We start from the raw sequence: 24,733 nt of genomic DNA, 5'->3' as shown, positions 1-24,733 counted from the left end.
GGCTCTTCGCTGTTTTGTGTGGAAACCGCAAAAAAACTGATGCGAAAGCGTTAGCTTCGGCGGCCCCCTTTCCAAAGACGCTAGCATGGGCGGAGGTGATGTCAAGACCAAGCCCTTCGGGTGCTATCGCAGTCTTGACATCACCTCCTTGCCCATGCTGTGTGGAAAGTAGGCCGACGGCGAGAGGATGGCCTCCTCCAGCCTCCGGCTCAAGGATGTTAGCGGTGTTCGGCCATGCGGGCTCGACGATCACATCTGTTGACACAAGGCGCAAGAGGTGTTTTCCCGGATGAAAACTGAAGAGCTCTTCCAGGTTGCTTTGTCGCTCACCCCACCTTGGTATGTTCATAAGATTACCTTTGATCCCGAGCGGCAGGTTCTCGACATCGAGCTGAACTTCGAGCCGGGAGCCCAGTTCCCTTGTCCGGTGTGCGGCTCAGAAGGTTGCAAGGTCTACGACAGCTCGCAAAAAACCTGGAGACACCTCAACTTCTTCCAACACGAATGTTACCTGCATGCGCGCCTTCCCAGGGTCCGATGTGGCCACTGCGGCGTTAAGACCCTCAATGTGCCTTGGGCCAGACCTGGAAGCGGTTTTACCCTTCTATTTGAAGCTTTCATCTTGCAGCTCGCAAAAGAGATGCCCGTCAATGCCGTGGCCCGACTGATCGGAGAACACGATACCCGCATCTGGCGGGTGATCGATCACTATGTGCAAGAGGCCAGAACCAGAGAGGATTTCTCGAAAGTCCGAAAGGTCGGCATCGACGAGACTTCGTCCAAGCGGGGCCACAATTACATTACGGTCTTTGTCGATCTCGACAGACGAAAGGTGATCTTCGTCGCACCGGGCAAAGACTCCCAAACCGTCAAAGCCTTTCGTGATGACCTCAGGGCCCACGGAGGCAAGACGGAAAACATCGTTGAAGTCTGCTGTGACATGTCTTCGGCCTACATAAGCGGCGTGTCCGAAACCTTCCCCGATGCTGAGCTGACCTTCGATAAATTCCATGTGGTCAAGATCCTCAACGATGCCGTCGACCAAGTCCGGCGTCAGGAGCAGAAGGAACGGCCGGAGTTGAAAGGAAGTCGTTTCCTCTGGTTGAAGAATGAGATCCACCTCACCCCCAAGCAGAAAGAGTTGCGAGAAGCGTTGAGCATGAAAAGGCTTCACCTGAAAACGGCTCGTGCCTACCGCATCAAGTTGGCTTTCCAGCAGTTCTATGAACAGCCCCTCGAACACGCAGAAGAGTACCTTAAGCGCTGGTTTTTCTGGGCAACCCACAGCCGCTTAGAGCCGATTATCAAGGCAGCCTACACGATCAAGAATCATTGGCAGGGAATCTTGCGATGGTTCCGTTCTCGAGTCACCAATGGCATTCTCGAGGCCATCAACGGCCTGATCCAAGCGGCGAAGAGAAAGGCCCGTGGGTACCGCAACAGCCAGAATCTCATCACGATGGTCTACCTCATTGCCGGGAAGTTAGATTTGGCTATCCATTTGAAGTAGCGAAGAGGCAAGATGAGGCGAGCGCCGCGGCTTTTCGGTTTCACACTGGCGGGAGGTGCCCTGGGCTACCTTTTACTCCACCCTTATGCCATGGTCGTTTTGTGGCTGAGTTCTCCGTCGGGGAGCCCGGGCGGCGCCGATCTGTGGGATTCGGCCGTGGCCAGCTTCTCGACCCACATGCACTCCATGGGGGTGGCGTTCGGAGCCTTCGGGGCCGCCGTGGGCTTTTTCTGGGCTCTTAGTATGCACCGCGGCCAACGTCTTCGGCACGTGGAGCTGGAAAATGAACGCCGGCAGGCGGCCCTCCAAACCCTGCAGCAGCTCATGCTCATTCTTTCCCACCATCTGCTCAATGCCACCATGGCCATCGGGGGCCAGGCCCGTCGAATCGCCCAATCCCTTCCCGACGGGGCGTCGCCCGATCCCCCCCGCATCATCCTGGAAGAGTGCGCCCGCATCGAACGCGTCGTTCAGGCACTCCGCGCCCTCAAAGAAGAACGCACCGCCCAGGCCGCCGGCACGGTCGATGACGCCTTGGCGGACATGGAAACACAATTGGAGCAGTTGATCCACGAGATGAGCACAAGGAAAAACCCCGCATCGGAGGAGGGCCCATGAAGGAACGAACCTTGCGCGCTTGGCACCGACGGCTCGGGATGGTTCTTTTCGTCTTTGTTCTCATCCAGGCCCTCACGGGCCTCTACCTGTCCGTTCCCGCCGGGCGGGAAACGGCCCACGCCCATGAAGCCGGATCCGCCCCCGCAGCCTCGTCCCACAGCCACCACGGATCCACGTCCCGCTGGGCGGCCCTGGTACACCACGGGGGCGGCGATGCAGGTGATGTCTACCGCACGATCCTGGCCCTGGCCCTGGCGGTTCAGGCCGTCAGCGGCGCTGGGATCGGGGCCAAAATCCGCGCCCGCTCCCGCTCTTAGGAGCCCGCTCCGGGAGGTGCCTTATGGAATTAAAGCGCATCCTGATCGCCGCAGCCCGGCCTTCACCACGGACGCGAGCGTGGGCAAGGGGCGGGTCCGCCCCCCATGCCCTCACAGGTGTTGGCGATACGTGATGGTGTACCGGAAGGAATCCGGATCCAGCGAATCCAAAGGCCGCCCCCCCACTTCGGCATAGGGGTAGCCGAAGGTGTTCAGCGGGGACCCCTGCTGGGGCGGATTCAGTACCAGGTCCCGCCCACGGCCAGGCGCACCCGGTAGGGATCCCAGCCCCCCCAGAAGTAGTCGCGCCAGCGGCGGGTTTCCGGATCCTTCAGCGTGAGTCCTTTCTTCAGCATGATTTTGCGCACGTCCGCCGGATCCACGGGCACCCAACCGTAGCCCGGCAGGAAAAACTCCGCCCAGCAGTGCTGCCATCGGGTCACGTCCACCACGGGTTCGCGGCCCAGCGTCACCCCGAAGATCTCCCGGGCCGGCACCCCGGCCGCCCGCGCCGGCCCTCATAGCAGACAACGACGTCCGGTATCCAATAGGTAATTCCGTTCATTGTCGATTGATTCGATAGGAATAGTGGCTGCTTCCCACAAGAAACCCCCTCCCCGTGGACGGGAAGGGGGCGCGGGCAAGGAGGGCTTATATGGGGAGGGACGGTGCCCGGATCAGCGGGCACTCGGGTTGGAAGCGCCACCGCCGACATCAGCCCCGTTGTTGTAGCCGGGCGCTGGGCTATTGCCGCCATTGGAATTCCACATGCCGCCGTTGCCGCCCATCATGGAACCGGGGCCGTAGTTGCCGTAATTGGGCGCCGGGCCCTGCACGGTTCCCTGCGGGGCCTGTCCGGAACCCCAACCGTTGAGGCACTGCTGCATCATCTGGCCCATGCCGCCCCAGCCGCCGCCTCCTCCGTAGCCCCCCATCATGGCCGGAGCCTGGGAAGCCCCCACGGCAATGAGGAAAGCCGCACCAATACCCACCAAAACCAACCATCTCTTCTTCATCGTCTTGTCCTTTCTCTTCTCAGTTAATCCCTGGGCCGGAGTCCCCCTGCGGGATCTCTCGGCATCGCGTGCGCGACGGGCGCCCGTCCCGTGCGCGTGTTTCGCTCCCCAAGAGAGGCACATGGCATGCCAAAAATCGACAGAGCCCGTCTTATTTGCCAGAGAATTCATATCCCATTGATTGTACAGGATATTTCGGGGTGACTTCTACGGCCGATGCGGGACTGGCCCGGAGGTTTTCGGGGGAGGGGAAGGAAAAGGATGAAAAGATCTTTTTGAAAAGGGAAAGGATCTTTCAGTCCGAGTGCCCTAGGAGGCCGTCCGAGAACTCCGGAAACCGTCACTCCCGCGAAAGCGGGAGTCCATAAGTTGCCGGTAATCCTGGATCCCCGCTTTCGCGGGGATGACTGATGGAGACAAAACGAGGCAAAGAACCCATTCTCGGACAGGCTCCTAGGAAGCCGTCCGAAAACGCCGCGGACGATCTCCTTTCTCGTAGCGCAGCCCTTTAGGGCTGCGGAAGAATCCCCGGTTGTCGGATAGGCCTCGCATACAGCCTGCAACTTCAAGGGGTTACGATGACCCTTTACGCGGGGCTGAAGCCCCGCGGCTACGAAAAGAGGGGCCATAGCCCGGGCTCTTGTCTCGGAGAGCCATTGTCGGACAGGCTTCTAGCGATCGTGGCGAGGCCTGCCCCCCTGCGTAGATGAAAAAGCGACGAGCGGGCGGGGATAAACCCCGCCCCTACACGCATCCATTCGGGGTGGCGAGGCTCGCCATGACCGTTAGGACATGAATCAGATTCCGCTCTTGTCAGCTCCGGAGCCATCGGAGGAAGCCCTTGGGGCGGCGTTCGGGCTCGGGCAGGCCCAGCTTCCGGCACACGGCCGCCTCCAGCTCCCACTCGTCCACGTCGGAGCCCTCCACCAGGATCTCGTCGTCCACCATGACCGCGGGAGCCACCGGTAGGTCCAGCTCGAAGTATTCGTCGGTCTGGTATTCCTCGCGGGGCTTGGAAATCACCTCGATGGTCACGTCGTACTTTCCGCCCAGCCTGGGCATGATCTCCCGGAAGTGCTTTCAGGGACGCCCGTTGGGTTCATTGAGAAAGAACCGCACCTTCACCATGTCCGTCCTCCTTGCCCGTTTCGGCTTTGTTTTTCCCCAGCTCCTCCATGATTTCCGCCACGACCCGAGGCGGCGCGAAATCCACCAGCCGCCGCTCACGGACTTCCCTTCCCGACGAGTCCAGGAAGACCACCGTGGGAACCCCTTTGACTTGGAAGCGTTCCACCAGGGCTTCCAGTACCGGATCCCCGCCTCGGGTGAGATCCACCTTCACCAGGACAAATCCCTTCCGGGCCAGATCCACCACCCTCGGATCGCTGAAGGTTTCCTCTTCCAGCCGCCGGCACGGCGCACACCAGGAAGCGGAAAAATCGAGCACCACCGGCATCCCGCGCTCCTTGGCCTCTTCCAGAATACCCGCCCGATAGGGCTGCCACGGCGCGGCGGAACCTCCCCTCATTCCCTGCCCCACGAAAAAGACGAGCAATCCCGCCGCCAGCAGCGCCGCCCCCAGCCGCACCCGGCGGAACCAAAGGGATTCCTTCTCCGCTCGATGAGCTTTCAGAAGATGCACGCCGGCGGCCAGCGCCACCGCTCCCAGGAGCAGGTCGCCCGCGCGGGGTCCCAGTAGGGGGCTCAGATAGTTTGCGGCCATGCCCGCCAGGATCCAGCCCATGAGGGCCCGCACCCACACCATCCAGGCCCCGGAACGGGGAAGGCTTCCCAGCCGATCGGAAAAGAGGGCCAAGAGGAAAAGGGGAAAGCCCATGCCCAGGCTGAGCGTGAGGAAGATGAGAAAACCCAGCAGGGGGCTTCCCAGACTCGCCACCCAGGTAAGAAGCCCCAGGACGAAGGGGCCGATGCAGGGCGCGGCCACCACGCCTAGGGTGGCTCCCATGAAGACGCTGCCGGCATAGCCGGCCACCCGGGCCGACACCAGGCGGTTGAAGAAGGCGGGAAGGCGCAGTTCCCAAAAGCCCAGGAGGCTGGTGGCGAAGGCCAGCAGCACCGCCGCCACCCCCGCAAGCACCCAGGGATTCTGGAGGAGCCCGCCCATGATCCCGCCCGTCAGGGCCGCCGCCGTACCCAGCAGGGCGTTGGTCACCGAAAGTCCCGCCACATAGGCCGAGGCGTGGGCCAGTCGCGGCCACAGGGAACCGCGTGTACCATCGCCCAGGGCTCGGCCCCCGAAGTAGGAAAGGGTGATGGGGATGAGCGGATAGACGCAGGGAGTGAGATTGAGCGCCATGCCTCCGGCGAAGACCCCCAAGAGGGTCCAAAGGAGTGCCCAGCCGTGGAGCGGGCCGGCCGTCGGCGGCTTTTCCGCCCCCGGTCCCATGGCGCCGACGGATCGCTCCACGGGGAGGCCTCGGGCCTCCCACTCGGGAAGGCCCAAAGGGTCGCGATAAACATTCCTGTAACCAAGCTTTACGGCCACCCGGGCCGCCGAGTCGCTTCGGACTCAGGCGAGGCCCGCTCAGTAGAAGACCACCGTCCTGTCCCGATCGGGTCCCAGCAATTTTTCCAGAGCCCGAGCCTTCCGCCATCGGGCCCACCAGGTGGGCTCCATGGGAAAGTTGACCGACCCCGGGATGTGCCCCGCCCGGTATTCCCAAGCTTCCCGGGCATCCACCAGGAGCACGCGGCGGGACGGATCGTCCAGGAAACGCTGCAGACCCTCGGTGTCGATGAGGCGATAGCCGCCCCGCCGTGCTTCGGCCCGTACATCCTCCCAGTCGGCCGTTCGCGGCGCCGTGGCCCGGGAAACCCACCAAAGCACGCCCACGCACAGCGCCAAAGCCACCGCTGCAACCGGCATCCATGTCCGTCTTTTCATGGCGGGCATCCTTCCGATTCCGATGGAGCGCCCCGGCGCGCCTTGGCCAGAAGAAAAGACGCTCCGCGGCGGCTGAGCCCCAGGGCGTCGGCCAGATCCGCCGGGCCCGCGCCGGGGTTCTTTTCCAGGAAAGACGCCGTCTCCCTTTCCAGCTCGTCCAGCCAGTCTTCGAAAAGGGGCAGCAACCCCGGATCCGCCACCGCCTCCAACTGCTTGGACCGGCCCACCTTGTGAACCAAGCTCTCACACATTTCCGTCGGGTCGACACCTTCGCCCAGGCAGGTGGCCAGTCACAAGTGCACCAGGCTGCTCACCCTGTCGTCCCCGCTTTCGCCCAGAAGCTCCATGACGAAGGCCGTGCGCGCCTCCTCGCCCGCACGGGGAAGAACCTCCCTGAGCGCCTCCAGAAGGGCCCGCAGAGCCTGATCGGGGGGCATTTGTCGGATTCTCTCCGTTACTTTTTCCATGGATCCCTCTCGCCTCTTGTCGCACCCTTCGGTGGTTGTGCCCGCCTTGCGGTCTTATCCCGTGGGAGCCGGCCTGCCGGCGATCCGAAGCGCAGCCAAGGCCGTTCCCGCAAGGGGCCGGAGGGCGAAACCCCTACGAAGGCAGATGGACCTCTTGAGTAGGGGCGGGGTTTCTCCGCGCCCGTCAATCGCGCGGAGAAAGTAGAGTGCAGCAAGTGAATCGCTCCCTTTCGTTTTACGTTCCTTCCTTAGCCGCGGGGGATTCAGCCCTGCGGGAAAGAATCCCTGCAACTCCTCAAAGTGAAGGAACCTGAAACCGATGGCCTCTCCGGCGTCCGGGACTCAGAAGGAATCGCGCCGCTCCAGAAGGTCGCAGGCCACGGAACGGAGCCGATCCAGCGCCTCCAGCACCCGCGGATCGCTCAGCTCGTAGAAGACGAACGGTCCCTTGCGCTCCACGGTGACCAGGAGCGCCCGGCGCAGCTCCTTCAGGTGGTGGGACACCAGGGGCTGGGAAAGCCCCAGCTCCTCCACGATCCGCCCCACGGAACGGCGTCCCGAACTCACAGCCAGGAGGATCCGCAGCCGGTTCTCGTCGGACAGGCTCTTGGCCAGGAAGGCCACCTTGTCCAGATGGTCGGCCAGATCGGACGTGTGGGGGATCTCAGCGGGTCCCTGCCCACCTTCTGCTTTTTCCACCGGTTGCCGCCCTTCCCGTGTCACGGCGCATCTCCCCAACCCAACATCATATCAACGTATGTTTATATGCTGAGCGCTCCCGGTGTCAAGGGAGGAGAAGGACGTTGGGACCGCGGCGCCAAGCCACCTCCGCCATGCCGGGTTCGCCGGGAAGAGACGGGGCCGTGCGCCGTGTTGCCCCGGGAGGGCCGAGGGTGTATATGGAGGCGGAGGAATCAGGAAGAGGAAAATCAAGGACAAAGAAAGGAAGCGGCCATGCTGAAGGCGGCTTTTGTGGTGGCCCGGGACATCCCGGATCTTTGGTACCAGCTGGTTCGAAAGGCGGTGGAGGAAGGCCGGGAATACAAGGTGGACAAGGGGAGCACCCCCACCAAGCGCTGGGAGCTGGACTTCGTGTCCGCCCAGATCACCCATCCCGGCACCCGGCCCCTGGAGCCCGACATCCCGCCCGGGGTGGGCATTCCCAACCCCATCGAACCCGGTTACGCGGAAAAATACCTTCCCTACTACATGACGGACGTGGCCCAGCCCGGGGAACACTACACCTACGGCCAGGACTTGGCCTGGCAGATCGAATGGGTGATCGACTACTACCGGAAGAACGGCCCCGGCACCAAGCACTGCTACATGACCGTGGGACGACCGGAGAGCCTTCTATTCTACGACGAGACGGTGGACTACGAGGAGGTGATCCGGGTGGCGGACCGGGCCACGGGAAAGACGGTGCGCTCCCGCACCATCTCCAACGCCTTCAACAAGGAAGAACCCGGCACCACCCAGTGCCTGCGCGGAGTGGACACGGCCATCAAGTACGGCAAGCTCCACTTCAGCATCCATTTCCGCAGCTGGAACCTGTGGAACGGCCTGCCGGCCAACCTGGCGTGCCTCCAAATGGTGAAGGAATACATGGCCCAGCAGATCGGGGTGGAAGATGGGGAGATGTTCGTGACCTGTCTCAAGCTGGGCCTGGCCGAGGCGTACTTCGACCTGGCCAAGCTGCGTCTCTATCTCAATTCACGATGATGTTTTCCCCACGGGGCAAGCCAGTTCGCACCGGCGGCAGTACTTGACCCGCCGGGCGGTTTCGGAACTCCCAACCACCGGGAACTCCTCGGCATGTGCCAGGTCCCTTTCCATCTGGATCGTGCACAGGGCCACGCTGTAGCCTGCGTTCCGTGCCGCCGGATCGCCCGAAAAGGCCCCTTGGGGGCAAGCCGTGCGGCAGGGCATGGAACATCGGGCGCAGGGATCGAACGGACGCCCGGGGGTGGGGGAAAGATCCGCGGCGGTGAGAAGGAGCCGCAGCCGAACGCGCGGCCCGTATTCGGGGGTCACCAGGAGGTTGTTTCTCCCGATGCAGCCCATGCCCGCCAGGGCGGCCGCATCCTTCATGAAGAGACCGCCCCGCTCCAGGTGGTAGGGGATGGGGAAGCACTCCCGGCCCGTTTCTTCCAGGATCCACCGGGCAAGCCGCGAAACGATGCGAATCAGCTCCTCGTTTCCAGGCGTGTTCCCGGTCCCTGATTTCCTGGTCCACCAATCCAGCTCCGGCATGTCCTCGGGATGGGCCAGACCCAGCACAATCACCGAACGGGCGTTTTCCGGCCAAGGGTCTTCTCCGGCCCGGGGAGACGAACCCAAGCGGAGCGCATGGGAAGGCGAGCTCTTCAGGTCCTCCACCCGGCACACTCCCGCCAAACTCGCCCCGAACCCGATCGCCGCCGAAACCACATCCACCGCCACTCCTTTCGTTTTCCCCGGCAACCTGTCCCGGGAGCTTGTCTGAGAACTCCGCCAACCGTCCCTCCCGGGCAAGCGGGAGTCCATAAGTCGCGGGAAATCCTGGATCCCCGCTCCCCGTTCAAGCCGGGGACAAGCTTCGCGGGGATGACGAAGGGGCGTTGAACGGCGCAAATCTACCGTTGTCGGACAGGCACCTGGGAGCTTGTCTGAGAACTCCGCGGACGACCTCTTTGTCTCGTAGCGCAGCCCTTTAGGGCTGCGGAGGAACCCCCGGTCGTCGGATAGGCCATCGCGTATTCCCCGTCACGTCATGGAGACCCTTTCCGCGGGGCTGAAGCCCCGCTGCTACGAGGAGGACCCAAATTCCTCGGCCTTGTAAGTCGGAGAGACATTGTAGAACAGCCTCCTAGGAGCCTGTCCGAGAACAGGTTTCCGTCTTGAACACTTAAAGAGTTTGACCTCTTTCGTAGCCGAAGGCTCTTCCGTAGCCCCAAAGGGCTGCGCTACGAAAAAAGCGGTGGTCGCCGGCGTTTTCAGACAAGGGCCTGAATCCGAGCCCTCTTCCGGCACCCTTTCAGCGTAGGAGGGGGATTCTGTCATGGTCGCCGTCCCGGTCCAGGTCGAACTGGAAAAAAATCGTCCCCAGCCTCTGGGCGCGCACCGCCCGCCATTCTTCCGGTACGGGCTCCGCCGTGGGGCGCCCCAGTTCCACTTCATGGGTCACGGGATCGCTGTAATGGTTCGCCCGGTCGTGGATGCGGAGCACCACCCGGAGGGTCTGCCAGCCCGACCTCCCGAGAATGGACGGCGTGGGAAGGTGGATCACGCCCTTGAAATGAGCCTTCCGATCTCCCTTGAGATACACCCGGTGATTGGACCACATGTTGCCGCCCAGCTGGGAAACTTCCACCCAGATGTAGTCCATGTCCCCGTCCGGGTCTTCACCTTCCACGAAGATCTCCCACGTTTTTCCGAACCAGAGGCTGGAAACCGCGAAACTGGACTGGATGCGGGGCGGGTGCACCCCGGCGGGCCGGGCATCCTCGGCTCTTCTCCCCATTCCCGTGGAACAGGCGCTCGTCAGAACCCAGACAAACCCCAGGATCGCCAGTAACCTGATGAAATGACCGGACCGTCTCATGGCACGTCTCCTTTCCATGTGTTCATCTATCCATCGTGCCCGGCCCGGTCAAGGTCCATCGGATCGGATTCAGCCGCACCCAAGGCCGTCGCCGCCGCAGGTCCGCCCCTCCCTTGGACCGCTGCAGGCCGCACCCGGCCGTCTCTTCGCCAGCGGGCGAACGGATCGTCCCTGGTACACCGCCTCCAAGCCGTCGGCGATCAGTCCCTCCATGACCACCACCGCCAGGCCCTCCTGCTCCAGAACCCGGCAGGGATTCTCCCCGGCGGCGTTTGCCAACAGAGCACGACAGTCACGAAGCCGGGAGGCCAGGGTCCGCCAACGTTCGTCGCCCGTACCCCGCGGCGGCGTGGGACGCTCTTCCACGAGCCGGTAGCCCCCCTCGGCGGGGGCCCATATCTGGAGCCGGTCGGCCTCGCCCAGGTGCCGGTTCACCAGAATCCCTTCGTGGCTGGCCACGGCCACATAGGGCCGAAGGCCGTCCCGGGGAGGGGTTGCGCTGAAGGACGCCCGCAGGAGCTCGGAACGGAACTCGGCGCTTCGGTCCTCGCCCAGGAGCCCCACGGCATCCGCCCGACACCGGGTGCAGTGGTTCATCTGCACCATGAACGACGCCGCCTCCCGGCGGATGCGTCGCACCGTTTCTTCGTCCGGTTCTTCCAAGTGAGCGAAGGGGGTGTCCCGGTTGGGCACCAGGGGCATGCAGTTGAAGAGGTCCGCCCCCAGGGTCCCCATTTCCCGGGCCACCTCCGCCACATGGTGATCGTTGATCCCCGGAACGAGAATGCAATTGATCTTGACCATGATCCCGTGGCCCTTGAGCTCCTGCACGGCTTCCCTCTGGGACTGCAAAAGGACTTCGGCCGCCCGACGCCCCCGATGGACCCGCTTGCCCTTCCGCACCCACGCGGTGAGCTTTTCCCCCACCGTTGGATCCACGGCGTTCACGGTCACGCTCACGTGGGTGCAGCCCAGATCCGCCAGTGCAGGCACATGGGGAGCCAACTCCAAACCGTTGCTGGCCACGCAAAGGAGCATGTCCGGGAACCGATGCCGGACCAGGGACATGGTTTCCAGGGTCTCTTCCACGTTGGCGAAGGGGTCCCCCGGCCCGGCCACCCCGGCCACCGCAAGGGAGGGCACTTTTCGCCGCACGGTTTCCAGGTAGTGGACGGCCTGCCGGGGGCTGAGCACGGCGCTGGACACGCCGGGTCGACTTTCGTTGACGCAGTCGTACTTGCGGTTGCAGTATCGGCACTGGATGTTGCACTTGGGGGCCACCGGAAGGTGGACGCGCCCGCGGCATCCGGAGGCTTCGGCGTTGAAGCAGGGATGTGCGCTGATGTCCGGAGCAACTTTCTTCATGGGAACCTCCTGGGATGACGAGGAACCGGACCCGCGGGACGCCCGCCGCCCCGGGGGACGGCTCCGGCACGAAAACTCTCCTTCCTCGGCCGTCAGAGATAACCGTAGCCCACGGGCGATTCTTCCTGGCGGCGTTCGAAGATCGTGTTCACGATCTGGTCCAGCAGGCGCAAGGCACCTCGGTAGCCCACATGCAACAGCCGCTGGGCTCCGAAACGATCGTGGACGGGAAAGCCCACCCGGATGAGGGGGATTCCCAGGCGCCGTGCCGCGGGATAGCCCTTGCTGTGCCCGATGAGCAGGTCGGGGCGGAGCCGGTCCAGCTCCTCCTCGATGGCACGGAAATCGGCCTTTTCCAGCACCCGAGGGGCTTCCGGAACCAGGTCGGCTGTAACGTCCCGCACGGCATGGCGGAGACGTCCCCTTCCGCCGCCGGACGCGCACAACACGGTCTGTACGCCGATCTCAGCCAGAAAGGCCGTGATTCCCACCACCAGATCCTCTTCGCCGAAGACCGCCGCCCGCTGACCGAAAACCACCTTGTGTCCATCCACGTAGGCGTCCACCAGCCGCCCCCTTTGCTCTTCATACCGTTCCGGAACCGGCCGGCCGGAAACCCGGCTCAAGACTTCCAGGAACCGGTCCGTTTCGCGAAGTCCCACGGGAAGCCCCAGTCGGTAAAGGGGAACGCCCCATGCGTCCCGAAGGAAGGTTCCGGCGGTGCCCGTCTCGGGAAGGTTGCGGCCCAATTCCACCGTGGCGCCGGCCCCGTGCAGGCTGCGAAGAAGGGCCAGGGGCGTGCCCCCCTGGGGCACCAGCGGATAATCCTCCAAGGCAGGGCCGTCCAACGTCCCGGAGATGTCGGGCACCACCGCGGCTGTCAGTCCAAACCCTTGGAGGATGTCCTTCAGTTCCCGGATGTCCTCGGGGGAAAGCAGGCCCGGCATCAGGTTCACGGCCGGAGATGCCGACAACGGCGGGGCGGTCCCGGCCAGAGTCTCCACCACGGCGCGCACGGCGTGATGAAATCCGTCTGCATGGGACCCGGAATAGCTGGGCGTGGAGACGGTCACCACCACCGGCAGGGCCAGGTCCGGATTGAGGCGCCCCAATTCCTCCATGAACTCCTTGATGATCCCGGGCACGTCGTCGCCGATGGTTTCCGTAAGACACGTGGAGGCCACGCCCACCAGCCGGGGCTGGAATTTTTCCAGGACGTTCTTGATCCCCAGCTTCAGGTTCGGACCGCCCCCGTAGACCGCGTCCTTTTCCCCCAAAGACGACGAGGCCACGTCCATGGGCTCCCGGAAGTGGCTGATCACGTAGCGGCGCATGTACGTGGCACATCCCTGGGATCCGTGCAGGAACGGAACGGCGCCCTCCAGACCGCGGAAGGCGAGCGCCGCCCCCAGGGGGGCGCAGAGCTTGCACGGGTTCGTGACGGACGAATAGGGAGCCGGGCCCCTGGGGCCGTCTCCCACATCAATGGAATCCAGGACAGCCATCCATCCTTCTCCTCTTCACCATTTCCTGTAAGGAAGAAACTTCCCGTCCAAGGTGATCACCACTCGTTCGGGATCCCCTTCGGAGGGTTTGGAAACCCGCACCGTGAAGTCGATGGCACTCATGATCCCGTCCCCGTAACGTTCATGAACGAGGGCCTTGGCTTCCAGCATCCGGTTCACGTACCGTCGCTGCATGGGATGGTGGCCTATGGGATGGGATGATCCGGCACACATGGTTGTTCCTCCTTCCCTTCCCGGTGGCGGGGTTTGGCATCGACAAGATGCCTTCACATCACCTACGGACGGCCTGCAACCGCACACCCCGGGGTTCCTCCAGGCGGCGCGGCACAAAACGCCAGACCGGGCTCATAACGGACCGGTACACCTCCTCGGCGAAGTGGAGCATTCCCTCGAAGCCTTCCAGGGGGATCTTGCGTTCGTGGTTGTGGTCGCAGAACCCCACCCCCAGCTTGTGGGCGATGGGCCGCTCCTTCACTCCGCCCACGAAGATGTCCACGTCCTTTTCCTTGATGAACGCGGAGAGCTCCAAGGGGTTGGAATCGTCCACGATGATGGTACCCGGGTCGGTGATCTCGTGGAGTTCCCGGTAGTCTTCTTCCGTTCCCGTCTGGGAGCCCACCAGGACCACCTCCATGCCCAGGTGGCGGAAGGCCTTGACCAGAGAAAAGGCCTTGAAGGCGCCTCCGGTGTAGACGGCCGCCCGCTTGCCCTGAAGCGCCTCCCGGTATCGCGCCAGTTGCGGCAGGAGCTTTTCCAGCTCGGAACGCACCAGGCGGCGGGCCCGGTCCATGATCCCCGGGTCCCTGTGCGCGAAAAATTCCGCCACCCGGTAGATGGCGTCCGCCACATCTTCCACACCCACGTAGGACACGCGCAGGTAGGGAATCCCGTGGGCCTCTTCCATCATGCGGGCCAGTTCCAGGGTGGCTCCCGAACACTGCACCACGTTGAGGGCCGCCCCATGGGCTCGGCGGATGTCGCCCACCCTACCGTCTCCGGTCACGTTGGCCACCACCTGCAGCCCCAGGGACTCGAAATAACGACGAATAATCCAGATCTCTCCGGCCAGGTTGAAATCCCCCAGGATGTTCACGCTCAGGGGGCCGATCCCGGTCGTATCCCCGGTACCCACCAGGTGGAAAAGAGCCCGACAGGCGGCCTGGTACCCCGCCCGCTTGTTGCCCTTGAATCCTTCCGACTGGACCGGGATGACGGGAATGCCCGTCTCGGCGCTCACCTGCCGGCAGACCCCTTCCACATCGTCGCCGATGAGGCCCACGATGCAGGTGGCGTAGACGAAGGCCGCCTGGGGACGGTGACGGGGGATCAGTTCCATGAGGGCCCGCTTCAGCTTCTTTTCGCCCCCGAAGATCACATCGGTTTCCTGGAGATCCGTGGTGAAGCTGAGCCGGTGCAGTTCCGGTCCGGAAGAGAGGGCTCCCCGGATGTCCCACGTGTAGACGGCGCATCCCACGGGCCCGTGGACCAGGTGCAGGGCGTCGGCCACCGGGTAGAGCACCACGCGCGATCCGCAAAAGACGCACGCCCGCTGGCTCACGGCCCCGGCCAGGCTTTCCTTGTTGCAGACCATCCGGAAGGGCTCCTCGCCCTTTCGATGGATCTGGGCGCTTCTTTCCGCATAGATGGACCCGGTCATGGCGCATCTCGCTTTCTGACGGGAGTTCGAAGGGTTAAAGAACCAGTTCCAGTTCCTCGTCCGGCGCGTCCCGGTCGGCGCGTTCCAGCAGGGTGTTCACGATCCGGGTGAGAAGGTACAGGCCTCCCCGGTAGCCGAGGGTGGGAAAGTGGGCGTGGCCCACCCGGTCCAGTATGGGCCAGCCGAACCGCACGTGAGGCACATCCTCGGCACGCGCGATGTACTTGCCGTAGGTGTTTCCGATGAGGAGATCCACCGGTTCCTTCTTGACCACCTGATGCAGGAAGAAAAGGTCCGCGCCCGCCCCCACCACCGCCCGGGGGGCCGTCTTCTTGAGGATGCCGCGCACGCGCAATTCGAACCGTTTCCCCGGCGTCCCGGTCAGCACGCAGACGGGTTTCATGCCCAGGTCCGCCAGGAACTCGGTGAGCGACACCACCGGGTCCGGATCTCCCCACAACGCCACGCGCTTTCCGTGCAGGTGCGCGTGCATGTCCGTCATGAGGTCCACCAGGCGGCCCCGCTCATCGTTGAGCTCCGGGCTCAGAGCCCCGCCGGCGTCTTCCAGGAGCGTTTGCACGAATCGATCCGTAGCCCGAAGGCCGATGGGAAGATCCAGCACCCGGCAGGGAACGCCGTGGGCCGCCTCCAGGAAGCGCGCGGCCGGTTCCGAGGCCGTGGGGCCCAGGGCCACGGTGAGGCGGCTTTGGCCCAGCCGCTCCAGAACGCTCACCGGCGTTCCGCCCGAGGGATACATGCGGAAGGAGGCCGTCTGGGGAGCGTCCAGCACCCCGGACGTATCCGGAAAGACCCGCGCGTCCACCCCCAACATCTTCGCCAGATGTTTCACCTCCCGCATGTCGCTGGGCTCCACGTAGCCCGGGATCAGGTTGACCGCCTCCATCCTTTCGGCGGCGGGAACCGGGAAGGTTTCCACCATGGCCCGCACCATGTTGGCGAAACCCGTGACGTGGCTTCCCACATAGCTGGGCGTGTTGGCATGGAAGACCCGCTTGCCTTGAGGGATGATGCCGTCGGCCGCCGCCTTTTTCAGGATGCTGGGGATGTCGTCTCCGATGGTTTCCGAAAGACAGGTGGTGTGGATGGCCACCACGTCCGGGTCGTAGACGTCGAAGATGGTGGCGAGAGCCTGCCGCAGGTTGGGAGCCCCTCCGAAGACCGACGCCCCTTCGGTAAAGGAGCTGGTGGAGGCCATGACGGGCTCCCGGTAGTGGCGTGTCAGGTGACTCCGGTGGTAGGCGCAGCAGCCCTGGCTTCCGTGGCTGTGCGGCAGGCACCGGTGGATGCCCAGGGCGGCGTACATGGCGCCGACGGGCTGACAGGTCTTGGCCGGGTTGATGCGAAGGGCCTTGCGTTCCGCGACGACGGCGGGGGTGTGGTGGAGCATGGGGCAACTCCTTTCTCGGGTGACGGGCGTTGGGAACCGGCGGTCACGCCGTGAGCTCGGCCCTGAGGCAGGGTTCCTTTTCCCAAGGCGGGCGCACCAGTTTCCAGACCGGACTGTGGATCATGGAGTCGATGTCCCGTGCGAAATTCACCGCCCCCCGGAATCCCGCATAGGGGCCCCGGTAGTCATAGTTGTGAAGCTGCTTGGACGGGACGCCGAACTTTTCGATCACGTACTTGTCCTTGATGCCCGAGCAGACCAAGTCGGGCCGGTAGCGCTTGATGAGCATCTCCAGTTCCAGGTGGCTGATGTCGTCGATCACCAGGCTCCCCGGCTCCATGTCGGGCAGCATGCCCTCGTAATGGTCGATCAGCCCGGCACGGCGCAGCTCCTCGGCGCGTTCCGCGGGCAGGCGCGGGCGGTACTTTTCCGGGTGCGGCCCGACCTTCAATTCCTCGATGTTGCGGCTGTCGGCATCCATCTTGAGGGTGGGCAGGATGTGGCGGCCCTCGTAATCGTCCCGGTGAGCGAATTCGTAGCCGGCGGCAATGGTCCGCATCCCCAGGTCCCGGAAAAGATCCTGGTAGTGGTGGGCCCGGGAACCGCCCACGAAAAGCACCACCGTCTTGCCGGCCAGGCGTTCCCTGTAGGGGGCCAGGTCCCTTTCGGCCCGTTCCACTTCATCGGCGATCACCCGCTCCACCCGTTCGCTCAGGTCCGGATCCTCGAAGTAGGCGACGATCTTTCGAAGACTCTTGGCCATGGCCCGCACCCCGATGAAATTCACCTTGACCCAGGGGATGCCGTAGGCCTTTTCCATCATCTCCGCCATGTAGTTGATGGATCGGTGGCACATGACCAGGTTGAGTTGGGCGGTGTGGGCCCTTCGGATGTCGTCGATGGACCCGTTGCCGCTGAAGACGGCCCAGACACGGATACCGCACCGTTCCAACACCCGTTCGATTTCCCAGGCATCCCCCCCGATGTTGTATTCACCCAGAATGTTCACGGCGAAGGGCGAAGACGGCTCCAGGTCGTCGCGGCCCACGGCCGCCTTGAACAGGTTGTTGTTGGCGATGTGGTGCCCGGCGGACTGGCTCACCCCCTTGTAGCCCTCGCAATGGAAGGCCAGAACGGGCACCCCCAGCTCTTCTTCCATCTCCCGGGCCACGGCCTGGACGTCGTCGCCGATGAGTCCCACAGGGCAGGTGGCGTGGACGCTCACCGCCTTGGGCCGGAAGAGCTCCACCGCTTCGCGGATGGCCTCCCGCAGCTTCTTCTCGCCGCCGAAGATGATGTCCTCCTCCTGCATGTCCGTGGAAAAGCAATAGTGTAGGAAGTTGGCGCCGTCGGCCCGGGGCCGGAACAGGTTGCGGCGCGTGAGCCACGAATAGTAGCCGCAGCCGATGGGCCCGTGGGTGATGTGGACCATGTCCCCGATGGGCCCGATGACCACCCCCTTGCACCCGGCATAACAACAGCCCCTCTGGGTGATGATCCCCGGCACGGTCCTCACGTTCGCTTCGATGGACTGGGGTTCGGAAGGGTCGCGCACCAGGATGTGACGCCGCCTCTTCTTGGCCACCTTGGCAGGGTAACGCCGTACCAGCTCCTCCACGAACTCTTCGGGATCCACGGCCGGCGCCGTGGGGATTCGGCTCTTAGACATGCTCCGCTCCTTCCCCTCCCGCCATCTCGTCGATGGCGTCTTCGTTGGTTTCTCCCGTACGTATCCGCATAATCTCCAGAACGGGACAGACGAAGACCTTGCCGTCTCCCGGGGTGCCCGTCTGATTGGTTTTGATGAGAACATCCACCGCGTCGGCGACCCGCCGGTCCGGCACCAGGAGCGTGATCATTCGTTTGGCCATGAGGCGCGGCCCTTGGGAGAGGGTGGCCAGCACCTCCGGCTGCACGTCGGGATTTCGGTTCATGGCCTGGAGCACCTCATAGTTCACGGTCCGCTTGCCCCGCCCGCTCACCCTCATGGCCGTGAAGGCGGAAAATCCCGCCTGCACGAGAGCTTCCTTGGTGGCATTGATCTTGTTCATACGGATGATGGCGCACACTTCTTTCATGGGTTTCCTCCCGACCGACCGCGCATCGCCTCTCTTCCCCCGCCCGGTTCGAGTCCCTCGGAGGCTGTCCGAAAACGTCGCGGATGATCTCTTTTCTCGTAGCGCAGCCCTTTAGGGCCGCGGATAAACCCCCGAACGTTGGATGGACCATCGCATATTTCCTGTCACTTCATGATGTTGCGATGGCCCTTTCCGCGGGGCTGAAGCCCCGCGGCTACGAAAAGAGGGGCCATAGCCCGGGCTCTTGCCTCGGAGAGCCATTGTCGGACAAGCGCTCAGGTTTCCCGCTCTCCCGTACGGATGGTATAGGACTCCTCCACGGGGGTGACGAAGATCTTGCCGTCTCCGAACGCCCCCTTCTCCCCGGTTCGGCCCGCTTCCACGATGGTGCGAACCACGAACTCCTTGTCGCTTTCCGGAACCACCATGAGCAGCAGGTCCTTGGGCAGTTCGTCATAAACCACGTTTCCCAGCTTGAGGCCCCGCTGTTTGCCCCGGCCGGCCACCTCCATGCGCGTGACCGCCGGGTAGCCCGCCTCCAGCAACGCCTGCATCACATCCGCCGTCTTCTCCGGCCGGATGACGGCCCGAACCATGACCAGCATCTCACCCTCCCCTTTCCATGTTTTTCCAAGGCGCTCAGTTCAGAATCCCGTATTCCATAAGCAGGCTTTCCAGTTGATCCGTGTCGAGGGGGGTCGGAATGACGAACAGGTCGTTTTCGTCGATATTCTTCGCCAGGTTCCGGTAGTGGGCCGCCTGTTCGCAGTCCGGAGCGTAGTCGATGACCGTCTTGCGGTTGATCTCCGCCCTCTGCACCATGTTGTCCCGGGGCAGGAAGTAGATCATCTGGGTTCCCAGCCGCTTGGCGAACTCCCGGATCATGGCTTCCTCATTGTCCACGTTCCGGCTGTTGCAGATGAGCCCGCCGACCCGAACGCCCCCGCTTTCCGCAAATTTGCGCACCCCCTTGCAGATGTTGTTGGCCGCATACATGGCCATCATCTCCCCGGAACAGACGATGTAGATCTCCCGGGCCTTTCCCTCCCGGATGGGCATGGCGAATCCGCCGCACACCACGTCTCCCAGCACGTCGTAGAAGACGTAATCCAGCTCCTCATCGTCCTCATACGCCCCCAGTTGCTCCAACATGTTGATGGACGTGATGATGCCGCGCCCGGCGCAGCCCACGCCCGGCTCGGGCCCCCCCGACTCCACGCACAGGGTGCCGCCGAAACCCTCCTTGCGGATGTCCTCCAGGTCCACGTCCTCCCCCTCCTCCCGCAGGGTGTCCAGGACGCTGCGCTGGGCCAGCCCGCCCAAAAGAAGCCGGGTGGAATCGGCCTTGGGATCGCACCCCACGACCATGACCCTTTTGCCCATCTCGGCCAGACCGGCCACCGTGTTCTGGGTGGTGGTGGACTTGCCGATACCGCCCTTTCCGTAGATGGCGATCTTTCTCATGGAATCTCCTCCCTGCACCTCGTCAATGTTCCTGGTTGTCCATGCATAAGGGCAAGGCCCGTGCCAGGAAGGTGGAGGATCGAACCCCATGGTCGCCAACCCATTGAAAAGTCGATACATACGGCTTCAGAGGGTGGAGCGCGCGAGGGGAGGATGTTCCGCTTCCGGGGACCGTCCCCCTTGGAAACCGACGAAAGTGTAAGGGCGGTGTCGACAATTGTGTGGGGTGAACCTTTGGTCGCTCCCAGGGAGACAAAAACAATGAAGAACCGTTTTGCTTGGAGGGAAAAGAAAGAGGCTTTTACAGGCCGTGCCGGGATGGAAGAGAAACCGGTAGGGAAAGGAGCGGGAGCCGGCCTCGGGACCGCCGGGCCGTCATGGCGTGGATCTTCGAAGGTTCGCTTTGTTTTCCTTGACGACGGGATCCAGGCCGTATTTTCGGACGCGATAGCTCAGCTGTCGCAAGGTGAGACCCAGGTCGCGGGCCGCCCGGGACTGGACCCAGGCGTTCCTTTCCAGCGCCCCCAGGATTTCCTCACGCTCCAGGGCCTCCAGACGGCTCATCCCGCTTCCGGGAACCACGGAAGCACTCCCTTCCTCGGCGACAAAAGACGGGATCTGGGCCGGCGTCACCAGGGGGCCGTCGGTCAGGATGACCAACCGCTCGATCACGTTTTCCAGCTCCCGCACGTTGCCGGGCCAGGAATACCGACAGAGGACCTCCAAAGCTTCCGGACTAAAGTGCAGGTTTTTTCCGTATTCCGCGCAGGCACGCCTCAGAAAGAAGTCCGCCAGGAGCGGAATGTCGCTCCTGCGCTCCCGAAGCGACGGTACCCGAACCGGAAAGACATTGAGCCGGTAGAAGAGGTCGCCGCGAAAAGTACCCGCCTCCACGGCGGCTTCCAGATCCTTGTTGGTGGCCGCCACGATGCGCACATCCACCCTTTTGGTTCGGGTTCCCCCCAGGCGCTCGAACTCCTTCTCATGGAGAAAACGCAGGAGCTTCGCCTGAAGGGCCGGAGACAACTCTCCGATCTCGTCCAGGAACAGGGTCCCGCCGTCGGCCGCCTCCACGCGGCCGGGCTTGGAAGCGGCGGCGCCCGTGAACGCACCCTTTTCGTGGCCGAAGAGTTCCGATTCCAGCAGGTTGTCGGGAAGCGCCGCGCAGTTCACCTTGACGAACGGATGCCGCGCCCGGGGACTCAGTTCGTGGACGATGCGGGCCACCAGGGTCTTGCCCGTCCCCGATTCCCCCAAGAGCAGCACCGAAGCCTTGCTCGCCGCCACCTTATGGATCAGCCCCTGGAGTTCCACCATGGGAGGGCTCTGGCCGATCATGAAGAAGTCATTGTATTTTTCCGAAACTTCCACGCGCAGGGCCAGGTTTTCCCGGCGCAGGTCCTTTTCCCGTTCGGCCACCTGCATGTTGAGGTCGAAAAACTGGGCGATGATGGCCGCCACGATGCTCAGAAAGCGGATGTCTTCCTGAAAGGTCACCTCCCGGCCGAAGAGCCGATCCACGCTGAGGACGCCCACCGTGCGCCCGTGCAGGATCACCGGCACGCCGATGAAGGCGATCTGGTCCTTCTGGATGGAGCGGGACCCGGTCTTGTTGAGAAAGAGGGGTTCGCGGCTGATGTCGGGAACCACGAAGGGCTTGGCGGTGCGGAAAATGAGACCCGTGATCCCCTCGTCCGGATGGTAGATGCCGCGGTTGATCTCTTCGTCCCTCAGGCCGTGGGCGGCCCGGATCTTGAGCAGCCCTGATGCCGGATCCCGGAGTACCACCGTGGCCCGCTCCATGGCCATGGATCGGGACAGGACCTCCAGAATGCCGTAGAGGGCCTGCTCCAAGTGGAGGGCCTGTCCCACCATCCGGCTGATCTCGTAAAGGACCTTGAGTTCCAGTGCTTCAATGCCGTTTTCCATGCCCCATCCGTCCAAGCGGTGCAGCGGGTCAAATGGCCGTTTCGCCCGTTTCCCCCGTCCGGATACGGATCACCTGGCTGAGCGGATAGACGAAGATCTTGCCGTCGCCGATCTTGCCCGTGCGGGCGGCCTTCTGGATGGCGTTCACCACCTGGTCCACCAGATGGTCGGGGACCACCGTCTCGATCTTGGTCTTGGGCTGAAACTCCACCAGGTATTCCGCCCCCCGGTAGATCTCCTTGTGGCCCTTTTGCCGGCCGAAGCCTTTCACATCCGTCACCGTGAGGCCGGTGACCCCCACTTCGTGGAGGGCTTCCTTGACGGCATCCAGGACAAACGGCTTGATGACGGCTTCTATCTTGACCATGAGTGCCTCTCCCTTCCCCAAGGTTTACAGGACATAGCCCGTCTCGCTGTGCTGGGTCAGATCCAGTCCCTGGACCTCCTCTTCCCCGGCCACACGAAGGCCCGTGAGCTTGTCGGTGACCTTGAGAAGGACCCAGCTCAACGCGAACGAATAGACGATCGCGCCCACGGCGCCGATGGCCTGGACGAGGAACTGTTTGGGATTGCCGTGGAAAAGGCCGTCGGCCCCCGCCGGATTGAAGGCGGTGGAAGCAAACAGCCCCGTGGCCAAGGCCCCCCAGAGGCCCCCCACGCCATGGATCCCCACCACGTCCAGGGCGTCGTCGTAGCCCAGGCGTTCCTTCAACAAGACGGCGCCGTAACAGAGGACTCCGGCTAGAAGGCCGATCCAGACGGCCGCCAAAGGCCCCACGAATCCGGCGGCCGGCGTGACGGCCACCAGGCCCGCCACCGCCCCCGATGCCGCCCCCAGGGTGGTGGGCCTGCCGATCTTGATCCATTCCGCCACGATCCAGGAGACGGCCGCCGCGCCGGTGGCCACCTGGGTGTTGAAGAAGGCCAGAACGGCCACTTCATCGGCCTTGAGGGCGCTTCCTGCATTGAACCCGAACCACCCGAACCACAAAAGCCCCGCTCCCAGAACCGTCAAGGGCAGGTTGTGGGGCTGGAAGGGCTCCCGGCGGTATCCGCGGCGCCTGCCCACGACCAGGGCCGCCGCCAGGGCTGCCGCGCCGGAATTGATGTGAATGACCGTACCGCCGGCAAAGTCCAGGGCCCCCAGGCCCCCGATCCAGCCGCCCCCCCATACCCAATGGCAGACGGGAAAGTAGACCAGCAGGGTCCAGAGAATGGTAAAGCAGAGGAACCCGGAAAATTTCATGCGCTCGGCAAAGGCGCCGGTGATGAGGGCCGGGGTGATGATGGCGAACATGAGCTGGAACGCGCAAAAGAGAAGATGGGGGATGGAATCCGCATAAGGCCCCGCTTCCAGCCCCACGGACCGGAGACCCGCCCAATCCAGACCTCCGATCACGCCCCACCGGTCCGGGCCGAAGGCCAGGCTGTAGCCCGCCACCACCCACAGGAGGGACACCACCCCCAGACAGATGAAACTTTGCAGCATGGTGGCCAGTACATTTTTGGAGCGGACCAGCCCGCCGTAGAAAAGAGCCAGCCCCGGCGTCATGAGCATCACCAGCGCCGTTGCCATCAGCACGAATGCCGTGTCCCCCGTGTTCATCGCCCTTTGACCTCCTTCGTCTCGTCGTTTTCGCCTGCGTCGGCCCCGCCGCGAGCCGCTTCCCCGTGCCTTTGGGGGCAAAGGGCATGCCGGGACGATGGAGACGGACGAAATACGTTCTGAAATCAGGGATTTGAAAGATCCTCGCCGGCCCTTTCGACGCGCGGAACGTCACAACAGGGAGGCCCGGGGGCACAAACTTGTCGACGAAAAGCGGGGACAGGGCGGTCCTGAGAAGTTAAGGGGTTGGAATCCAGGGGATTTTAGGTCGATACATTTTTGTGCCTCACCGTTTCATAGAAGACGACGGTTCCCTTCCCAAACGATCGGCGCCGGAGGGCGATCCAATTCTCGGAGGCCAGGAAGGCATCGGTCCCCCCGGCGTTCATGTAGTCCCGGAAGGCCCGGTGGTGTTCGCTTCCGGCCTTTCGTTCCACCAGGGAGAGGGCCGCCAGGACCATGCGGCCGGCAAGGGACCCGGGGCACGCATAGTCCAGGACGAAGAGACGCCCGGTAGGGGTCAGGACGCGGCGGGCTTCCGCCAGCATGGCCCGGCGGACCGGTGCGGGCTTTTCATGCAAGGCGAAGGAGAGGATGAGGCCGTCGAAGACGGCATCCGGGAAGGGGAGGCGCGCGGCATCGCCCCGCACCAAGGCGGCGCCGCAAAGGCCGGCCTTCCGGCCCGCTTGGGCCAGCATGGCCTTCGAAAGATCCAAGCCCACCGCCCGCACGCCCTGTCGGCGCAGGTCCGCCGCCTGGGTTCCCGTGCCGCAGCACACGTCCAGGACCCGACGGCATCCCGCCGCGCGCACGGCCCGCGTGACGGCTGACCGTGCAGGGGCGATCCAAGGCTCCATGAAGTCGTAATACCGGGCAAAAAGCGCGTAGTCGTCGGTCATGGCTGCTCCCTGTTTGTGACTCTTTTGTGACGATCTTAACCCAAGTTTGTCATCTATATGCTGCATAGTGCGACAGTGTACCGATTTTGCTCATCTAACTATCTGAAAGGTCGTTGATGAGGCCCCGAAAATTCGGTGTAGTGGTAGAAAAAGGGCAGCCCGCATTGACTCGCCTTCCCTCCTCATGCTAATGTCCTGCTACTATGTTCATTCGACGAGTCAGAAAAAAAGATCACCAAACGGGAACCACCTACTTCTACCACCAGTTGGTCGAGTCCTACAGGACTCCCAAGGGGCCTAGGCAGAGGACTCTTCTCAATTTGGGAAAGCTGGACCTCGAGCCCAAACAATTAAAAGGATTAGCAAATCGCATTGAAGAGATCCT

Annotated in this window: 26 protein-coding genes; 5 read left to right on the top strand and 21 right to left on the bottom strand. The window is 63.4% G+C overall.

What is annotated here, in order from left to right:
* Positions 1-289 precede the first annotated feature (289 nt).
* Genes BUB04_RS17015 through BUB04_RS17005 form a run of 3 tightly spaced genes read left to right on the top strand, consistent with a single transcriptional unit; the run spans position 290 to position 2,445 of the window.
* Complete coding sequence (locus BUB04_RS17015) at positions 290-1,510, top strand: ISL3 family transposase (RefSeq protein ID WP_073037867.1); 1,221 nt, start codon at positions 290-292, stop codon at positions 1,508-1,510.
* A 12-nt stretch (positions 1,511-1,522) separates the two neighbouring features.
* Entirely contained in the window at positions 1,523-2,128 is a 606-nt protein-coding gene (locus BUB04_RS17010) for a hypothetical protein (RefSeq protein ID WP_073041709.1), read from the top strand.
* Complete coding sequence (locus BUB04_RS17005) at positions 2,125-2,445, top strand: hypothetical protein (RefSeq protein ID WP_073041707.1); 321 nt, start codon at positions 2,125-2,127, stop codon at positions 2,443-2,445. Before BUB04_RS17010 ends, BUB04_RS17005 begins: the two co-directional genes overlap by 4 nt.
* Before the next feature lie 239 nt (positions 2,446-2,684).
* Here the strand turns inward: BUB04_RS17005 and BUB04_RS19670 are convergent, their stop codons facing one another.
* The 6 genes from BUB04_RS19670 to tsoR form a co-directional block, all read right to left on the bottom strand.
* Positions 2,685-2,918, bottom strand: coding sequence for a transglutaminase domain-containing protein (locus BUB04_RS19670; protein WP_218588507.1), 234 nt, complete (start codon positions 2,916-2,918; stop codon positions 2,685-2,687).
* A 204-nt stretch (positions 2,919-3,122) separates the two neighbouring features.
* Positions 3,123-3,461, bottom strand: a complete 339-nt coding sequence (locus tag BUB04_RS16995; RefSeq protein ID WP_073041706.1) for a hypothetical protein — start codon at positions 3,459-3,461, stop codon at positions 3,123-3,125.
* An 813-nt stretch (positions 3,462-4,274) separates the two neighbouring features.
* Positions 4,275-4,589: an NEPxGxxU motif selenoprotein TsoC gene (gene tsoC / locus BUB04_RS16990; protein WP_353743183.1), complete on the bottom strand. Its 315-nt coding sequence runs from the start codon at positions 4,587-4,589 to the stop codon at positions 4,275-4,277.
* Positions 4,561-6,366, bottom strand: coding sequence for a rhodanese/DsbD fusion-like selenoprotein TsoB (tsoB, locus tag BUB04_RS16985; RefSeq protein ID WP_337833400.1), 1,806 nt, complete (start codon positions 6,364-6,366; stop codon positions 4,561-4,563). The genes tsoC and tsoB overlap by 29 nt, the downstream gene beginning before the upstream one ends.
* Complete coding sequence (gene tsoA / locus BUB04_RS20210) at positions 6,363-6,833, bottom strand: LULAXC motif selenoprotein TsoA (RefSeq protein WP_332113351.1); 471 nt, start codon at positions 6,831-6,833, stop codon at positions 6,363-6,365. Before tsoA ends, tsoB begins: the two co-directional genes overlap by 4 nt.
* Before the next feature lie 342 nt (positions 6,834-7,175).
* The gene (gene tsoR / locus BUB04_RS16970; RefSeq protein WP_245795226.1) at positions 7,176-7,556 is read right to left on the bottom strand and encodes an ArsR/SmtB-type metalloregulator TsoR; all 381 of its coding nucleotides are present in this window, start codon (positions 7,554-7,556) and stop codon (positions 7,176-7,178) included.
* Between the two features lie 231 nt (positions 7,557-7,787).
* Here tsoR and BUB04_RS19480 point away from each other — a divergent pair, with 231 nt between their 5' ends.
* Positions 7,788-8,555 (top strand): thymidylate synthase family protein, encoded by a 768-nt coding sequence (locus tag BUB04_RS19480; protein WP_073041696.1) that lies wholly within the window; start codon positions 7,788-7,790, stop codon positions 8,553-8,555.
* On the opposite strand, the gene BUB04_RS16960 is transcribed toward BUB04_RS19480, so the two are convergent.
* From BUB04_RS16960 to BUB04_RS16890, 15 genes are all read right to left on the bottom strand, one after another.
* Positions 8,547-9,275: an epoxyqueuosine reductase gene (locus BUB04_RS16960; RefSeq protein WP_073041694.1), complete on the bottom strand. Its 729-nt coding sequence runs from the start codon at positions 9,273-9,275 to the stop codon at positions 8,547-8,549. The genes BUB04_RS19480 and BUB04_RS16960 overlap by 9 nt on opposite strands.
* A 574-nt stretch (positions 9,276-9,849) precedes the next feature.
* Positions 9,850-10,416 (bottom strand): hypothetical protein, encoded by a 567-nt coding sequence (locus tag BUB04_RS16955; RefSeq protein ID WP_073041692.1) that lies wholly within the window; start codon positions 10,414-10,416, stop codon positions 9,850-9,852.
* A gap of 69 nt (positions 10,417-10,485) precedes the next feature.
* Positions 10,486-11,781 carry a radical SAM protein gene (locus tag BUB04_RS16950; RefSeq protein WP_073041690.1) on the bottom strand — a complete coding sequence of 432 codons (1,296 nt, stop codon included), beginning with the start codon at positions 11,779-11,781 and terminating at the stop codon, positions 10,486-10,488.
* Between the two features lie 92 nt (positions 11,782-11,873).
* A complete protein-coding gene (locus tag BUB04_RS16945; protein WP_073041689.1) occupies positions 11,874-13,286 on the bottom strand; it encodes a nitrogenase component 1 in 1,413 nt (470 codons plus the stop codon).
* A gap of 15 nt (positions 13,287-13,301) precedes the next feature.
* Positions 13,302-13,520 carry a cyanase gene (locus BUB04_RS16940; RefSeq protein WP_073041687.1) on the bottom strand — a complete coding sequence of 73 codons (219 nt, stop codon included), beginning with the start codon at positions 13,518-13,520 and terminating at the stop codon, positions 13,302-13,304.
* A gap of 58 nt (positions 13,521-13,578) precedes the next feature.
* Positions 13,579-14,964, bottom strand: coding sequence for a nitrogenase iron-molybdenum cofactor biosynthesis protein NifE (nifE, locus tag BUB04_RS16935; protein WP_073041685.1), 1,386 nt, complete (start codon positions 14,962-14,964; stop codon positions 13,579-13,581).
* A 34-nt stretch (positions 14,965-14,998) separates the two neighbouring features.
* Positions 14,999-16,372, bottom strand: a complete 1,374-nt coding sequence (nifK, locus tag BUB04_RS16930) for a nitrogenase molybdenum-iron protein subunit beta (RefSeq protein ID WP_073041683.1) — start codon at positions 16,370-16,372, stop codon at positions 14,999-15,001.
* A gap of 43 nt (positions 16,373-16,415) precedes the next feature.
* Positions 16,416-18,041, bottom strand: coding sequence for a nitrogenase molybdenum-iron protein alpha chain (gene nifD, locus BUB04_RS16925; RefSeq protein WP_073041681.1), 1,626 nt, complete (start codon positions 18,039-18,041; stop codon positions 16,416-16,418).
* A complete protein-coding gene (locus BUB04_RS16920) occupies positions 18,034-18,450 on the bottom strand; it encodes a P-II family nitrogen regulator (protein WP_073041680.1) in 417 nt (138 codons plus the stop codon). The genes nifD and BUB04_RS16920 overlap by 8 nt, the downstream gene beginning before the upstream one ends.
* 275 nt (positions 18,451-18,725) lie before the next feature.
* A complete protein-coding gene (locus tag BUB04_RS16915; protein ID WP_245795225.1) occupies positions 18,726-19,055 on the bottom strand; it encodes a P-II family nitrogen regulator in 330 nt (109 codons plus the stop codon).
* A 34-nt stretch (positions 19,056-19,089) separates the two neighbouring features.
* Positions 19,090-19,914, bottom strand: a complete 825-nt coding sequence (gene nifH, locus BUB04_RS16910; RefSeq protein WP_073041678.1) for a nitrogenase iron protein — start codon at positions 19,912-19,914, stop codon at positions 19,090-19,092.
* A gap of 375 nt (positions 19,915-20,289) precedes the next feature.
* The gene (locus BUB04_RS20170; protein WP_073041677.1) at positions 20,290-21,843 is read right to left on the bottom strand and encodes a sigma 54-interacting transcriptional regulator; all 1,554 of its coding nucleotides are present in this window, start codon (positions 21,841-21,843) and stop codon (positions 20,290-20,292) included.
* A gap of 28 nt (positions 21,844-21,871) precedes the next feature.
* A complete protein-coding gene (locus BUB04_RS16900; protein ID WP_073041675.1) occupies positions 21,872-22,210 on the bottom strand; it encodes a P-II family nitrogen regulator in 339 nt (112 codons plus the stop codon).
* Between the two features lie 24 nt (positions 22,211-22,234).
* Positions 22,235-23,449 (bottom strand): ammonium transporter, encoded by a 1,215-nt coding sequence (locus BUB04_RS16895; protein WP_073041673.1) that lies wholly within the window; start codon positions 23,447-23,449, stop codon positions 22,235-22,237.
* 263 nt (positions 23,450-23,712) lie between these two features.
* Positions 23,713-24,348, bottom strand: coding sequence for a class I SAM-dependent methyltransferase (locus BUB04_RS16890; protein ID WP_073041672.1), 636 nt, complete (start codon positions 24,346-24,348; stop codon positions 23,713-23,715).
* Between the two features lie 203 nt (positions 24,349-24,551).
* Here BUB04_RS16890 and BUB04_RS20435 point away from each other — a divergent pair.
* On the top strand, positions 24,552-24,733 hold a 182-nt coding region (locus BUB04_RS20435; protein ID WP_492215219.1), incomplete at its 3' end, for an IS1634 family transposase N-terminal domain-related protein.

It is taken from the genome of Desulfacinum infernum DSM 9756, from assembly GCF_900129305.1.
GTDB classification, from domain to species: domain Bacteria; phylum Desulfobacterota; class Syntrophobacteria; order Syntrophobacterales; family DSM-9756; genus Desulfacinum; species Desulfacinum infernum.
Note: the sequence above shows the minus strand (reverse complement) of the source record. Positions and strands in the feature narration are given on the sequence as shown.

Coding starts and splice junctions, on each gene's coding strand:
- BUB04_RS16895 (WP_073041673.1), bottom strand. CDS start 23,449: ATGAACACGGGGGACACGGCATTCGTGCTGATGGCAACGGCGCTGGTG.
- BUB04_RS16995 (WP_073041706.1), bottom strand. CDS start 3,461: ATGAAGAAGAGATGGTTGGTTTTGGTGGGTATTGGTGCGGCTTTCCTC.
- BUB04_RS17010 (WP_073041709.1), top strand. CDS start 1,523: ATGAGGCGAGCGCCGCGGCTTTTCGGTTTCACACTGGCGGGAGGTGCC.
- BUB04_RS16890 (WP_073041672.1), bottom strand. CDS start 24,348: ATGACCGACGACTACGCGCTTTTTGCCCGGTATTACGACTTCATGGAG.
- BUB04_RS19480 (WP_073041696.1), top strand. CDS start 7,788: ATGCTGAAGGCGGCTTTTGTGGTGGCCCGGGACATCCCGGATCTTTGG.
- BUB04_RS17005 (WP_073041707.1), top strand. CDS start 2,125: ATGAAGGAACGAACCTTGCGCGCTTGGCACCGACGGCTCGGGATGGTT.
- BUB04_RS16920 (WP_073041680.1), bottom strand. CDS start 18,450: ATGAAAGAAGTGTGCGCCATCATCCGTATGAACAAGATCAATGCCACC.
- BUB04_RS20170 (WP_073041677.1), bottom strand. CDS start 21,843: ATGGAAAACGGCATTGAAGCACTGGAACTCAAGGTCCTTTACGAGATC.
- nifH (WP_073041678.1), bottom strand. CDS start 19,914: ATGAGAAAGATCGCCATCTACGGAAAGGGCGGTATCGGCAAGTCCACC.
- BUB04_RS16950 (WP_073041690.1), bottom strand. CDS start 11,781: ATGAAGAAAGTTGCTCCGGACATCAGCGCACATCCCTGCTTCAACGCC.
- nifD (WP_073041681.1), bottom strand. CDS start 18,041: ATGTCTAAGAGCCGAATCCCCACGGCGCCGGCCGTGGATCCCGAAGAG.
- BUB04_RS16940 (WP_073041687.1), bottom strand. CDS start 13,520: ATGTGTGCCGGATCATCCCATCCCATAGGCCACCATCCCATGCAGCGA.
- BUB04_RS16955 (WP_073041692.1), bottom strand. CDS start 10,416: ATGAGACGGTCCGGTCATTTCATCAGGTTACTGGCGATCCTGGGGTTT.
- BUB04_RS16915 (WP_245795225.1), bottom strand. CDS start 19,055: ATGCTGGTCATGGTTCGGGCCGTCATCCGGCCGGAGAAGACGGCGGAT.
- nifK (WP_073041683.1), bottom strand. CDS start 16,372: ATGCTCCACCACACCCCCGCCGTCGTCGCGGAACGCAAGGCCCTTCGC.
- BUB04_RS16900 (WP_073041675.1), bottom strand. CDS start 22,210: ATGGTCAAGATAGAAGCCGTCATCAAGCCGTTTGTCCTGGATGCCGTC.
- BUB04_RS17015 (WP_073037867.1), top strand. CDS start 290: ATGAAAACTGAAGAGCTCTTCCAGGTTGCTTTGTCGCTCACCCCACCT.
- BUB04_RS16945 (WP_073041689.1), bottom strand. CDS start 13,286: ATGGCTGTCCTGGATTCCATTGATGTGGGAGACGGCCCCAGGGGCCCG.
- nifE (WP_073041685.1), bottom strand. CDS start 14,964: ATGACCGGGTCCATCTATGCGGAAAGAAGCGCCCAGATCCATCGAAAG.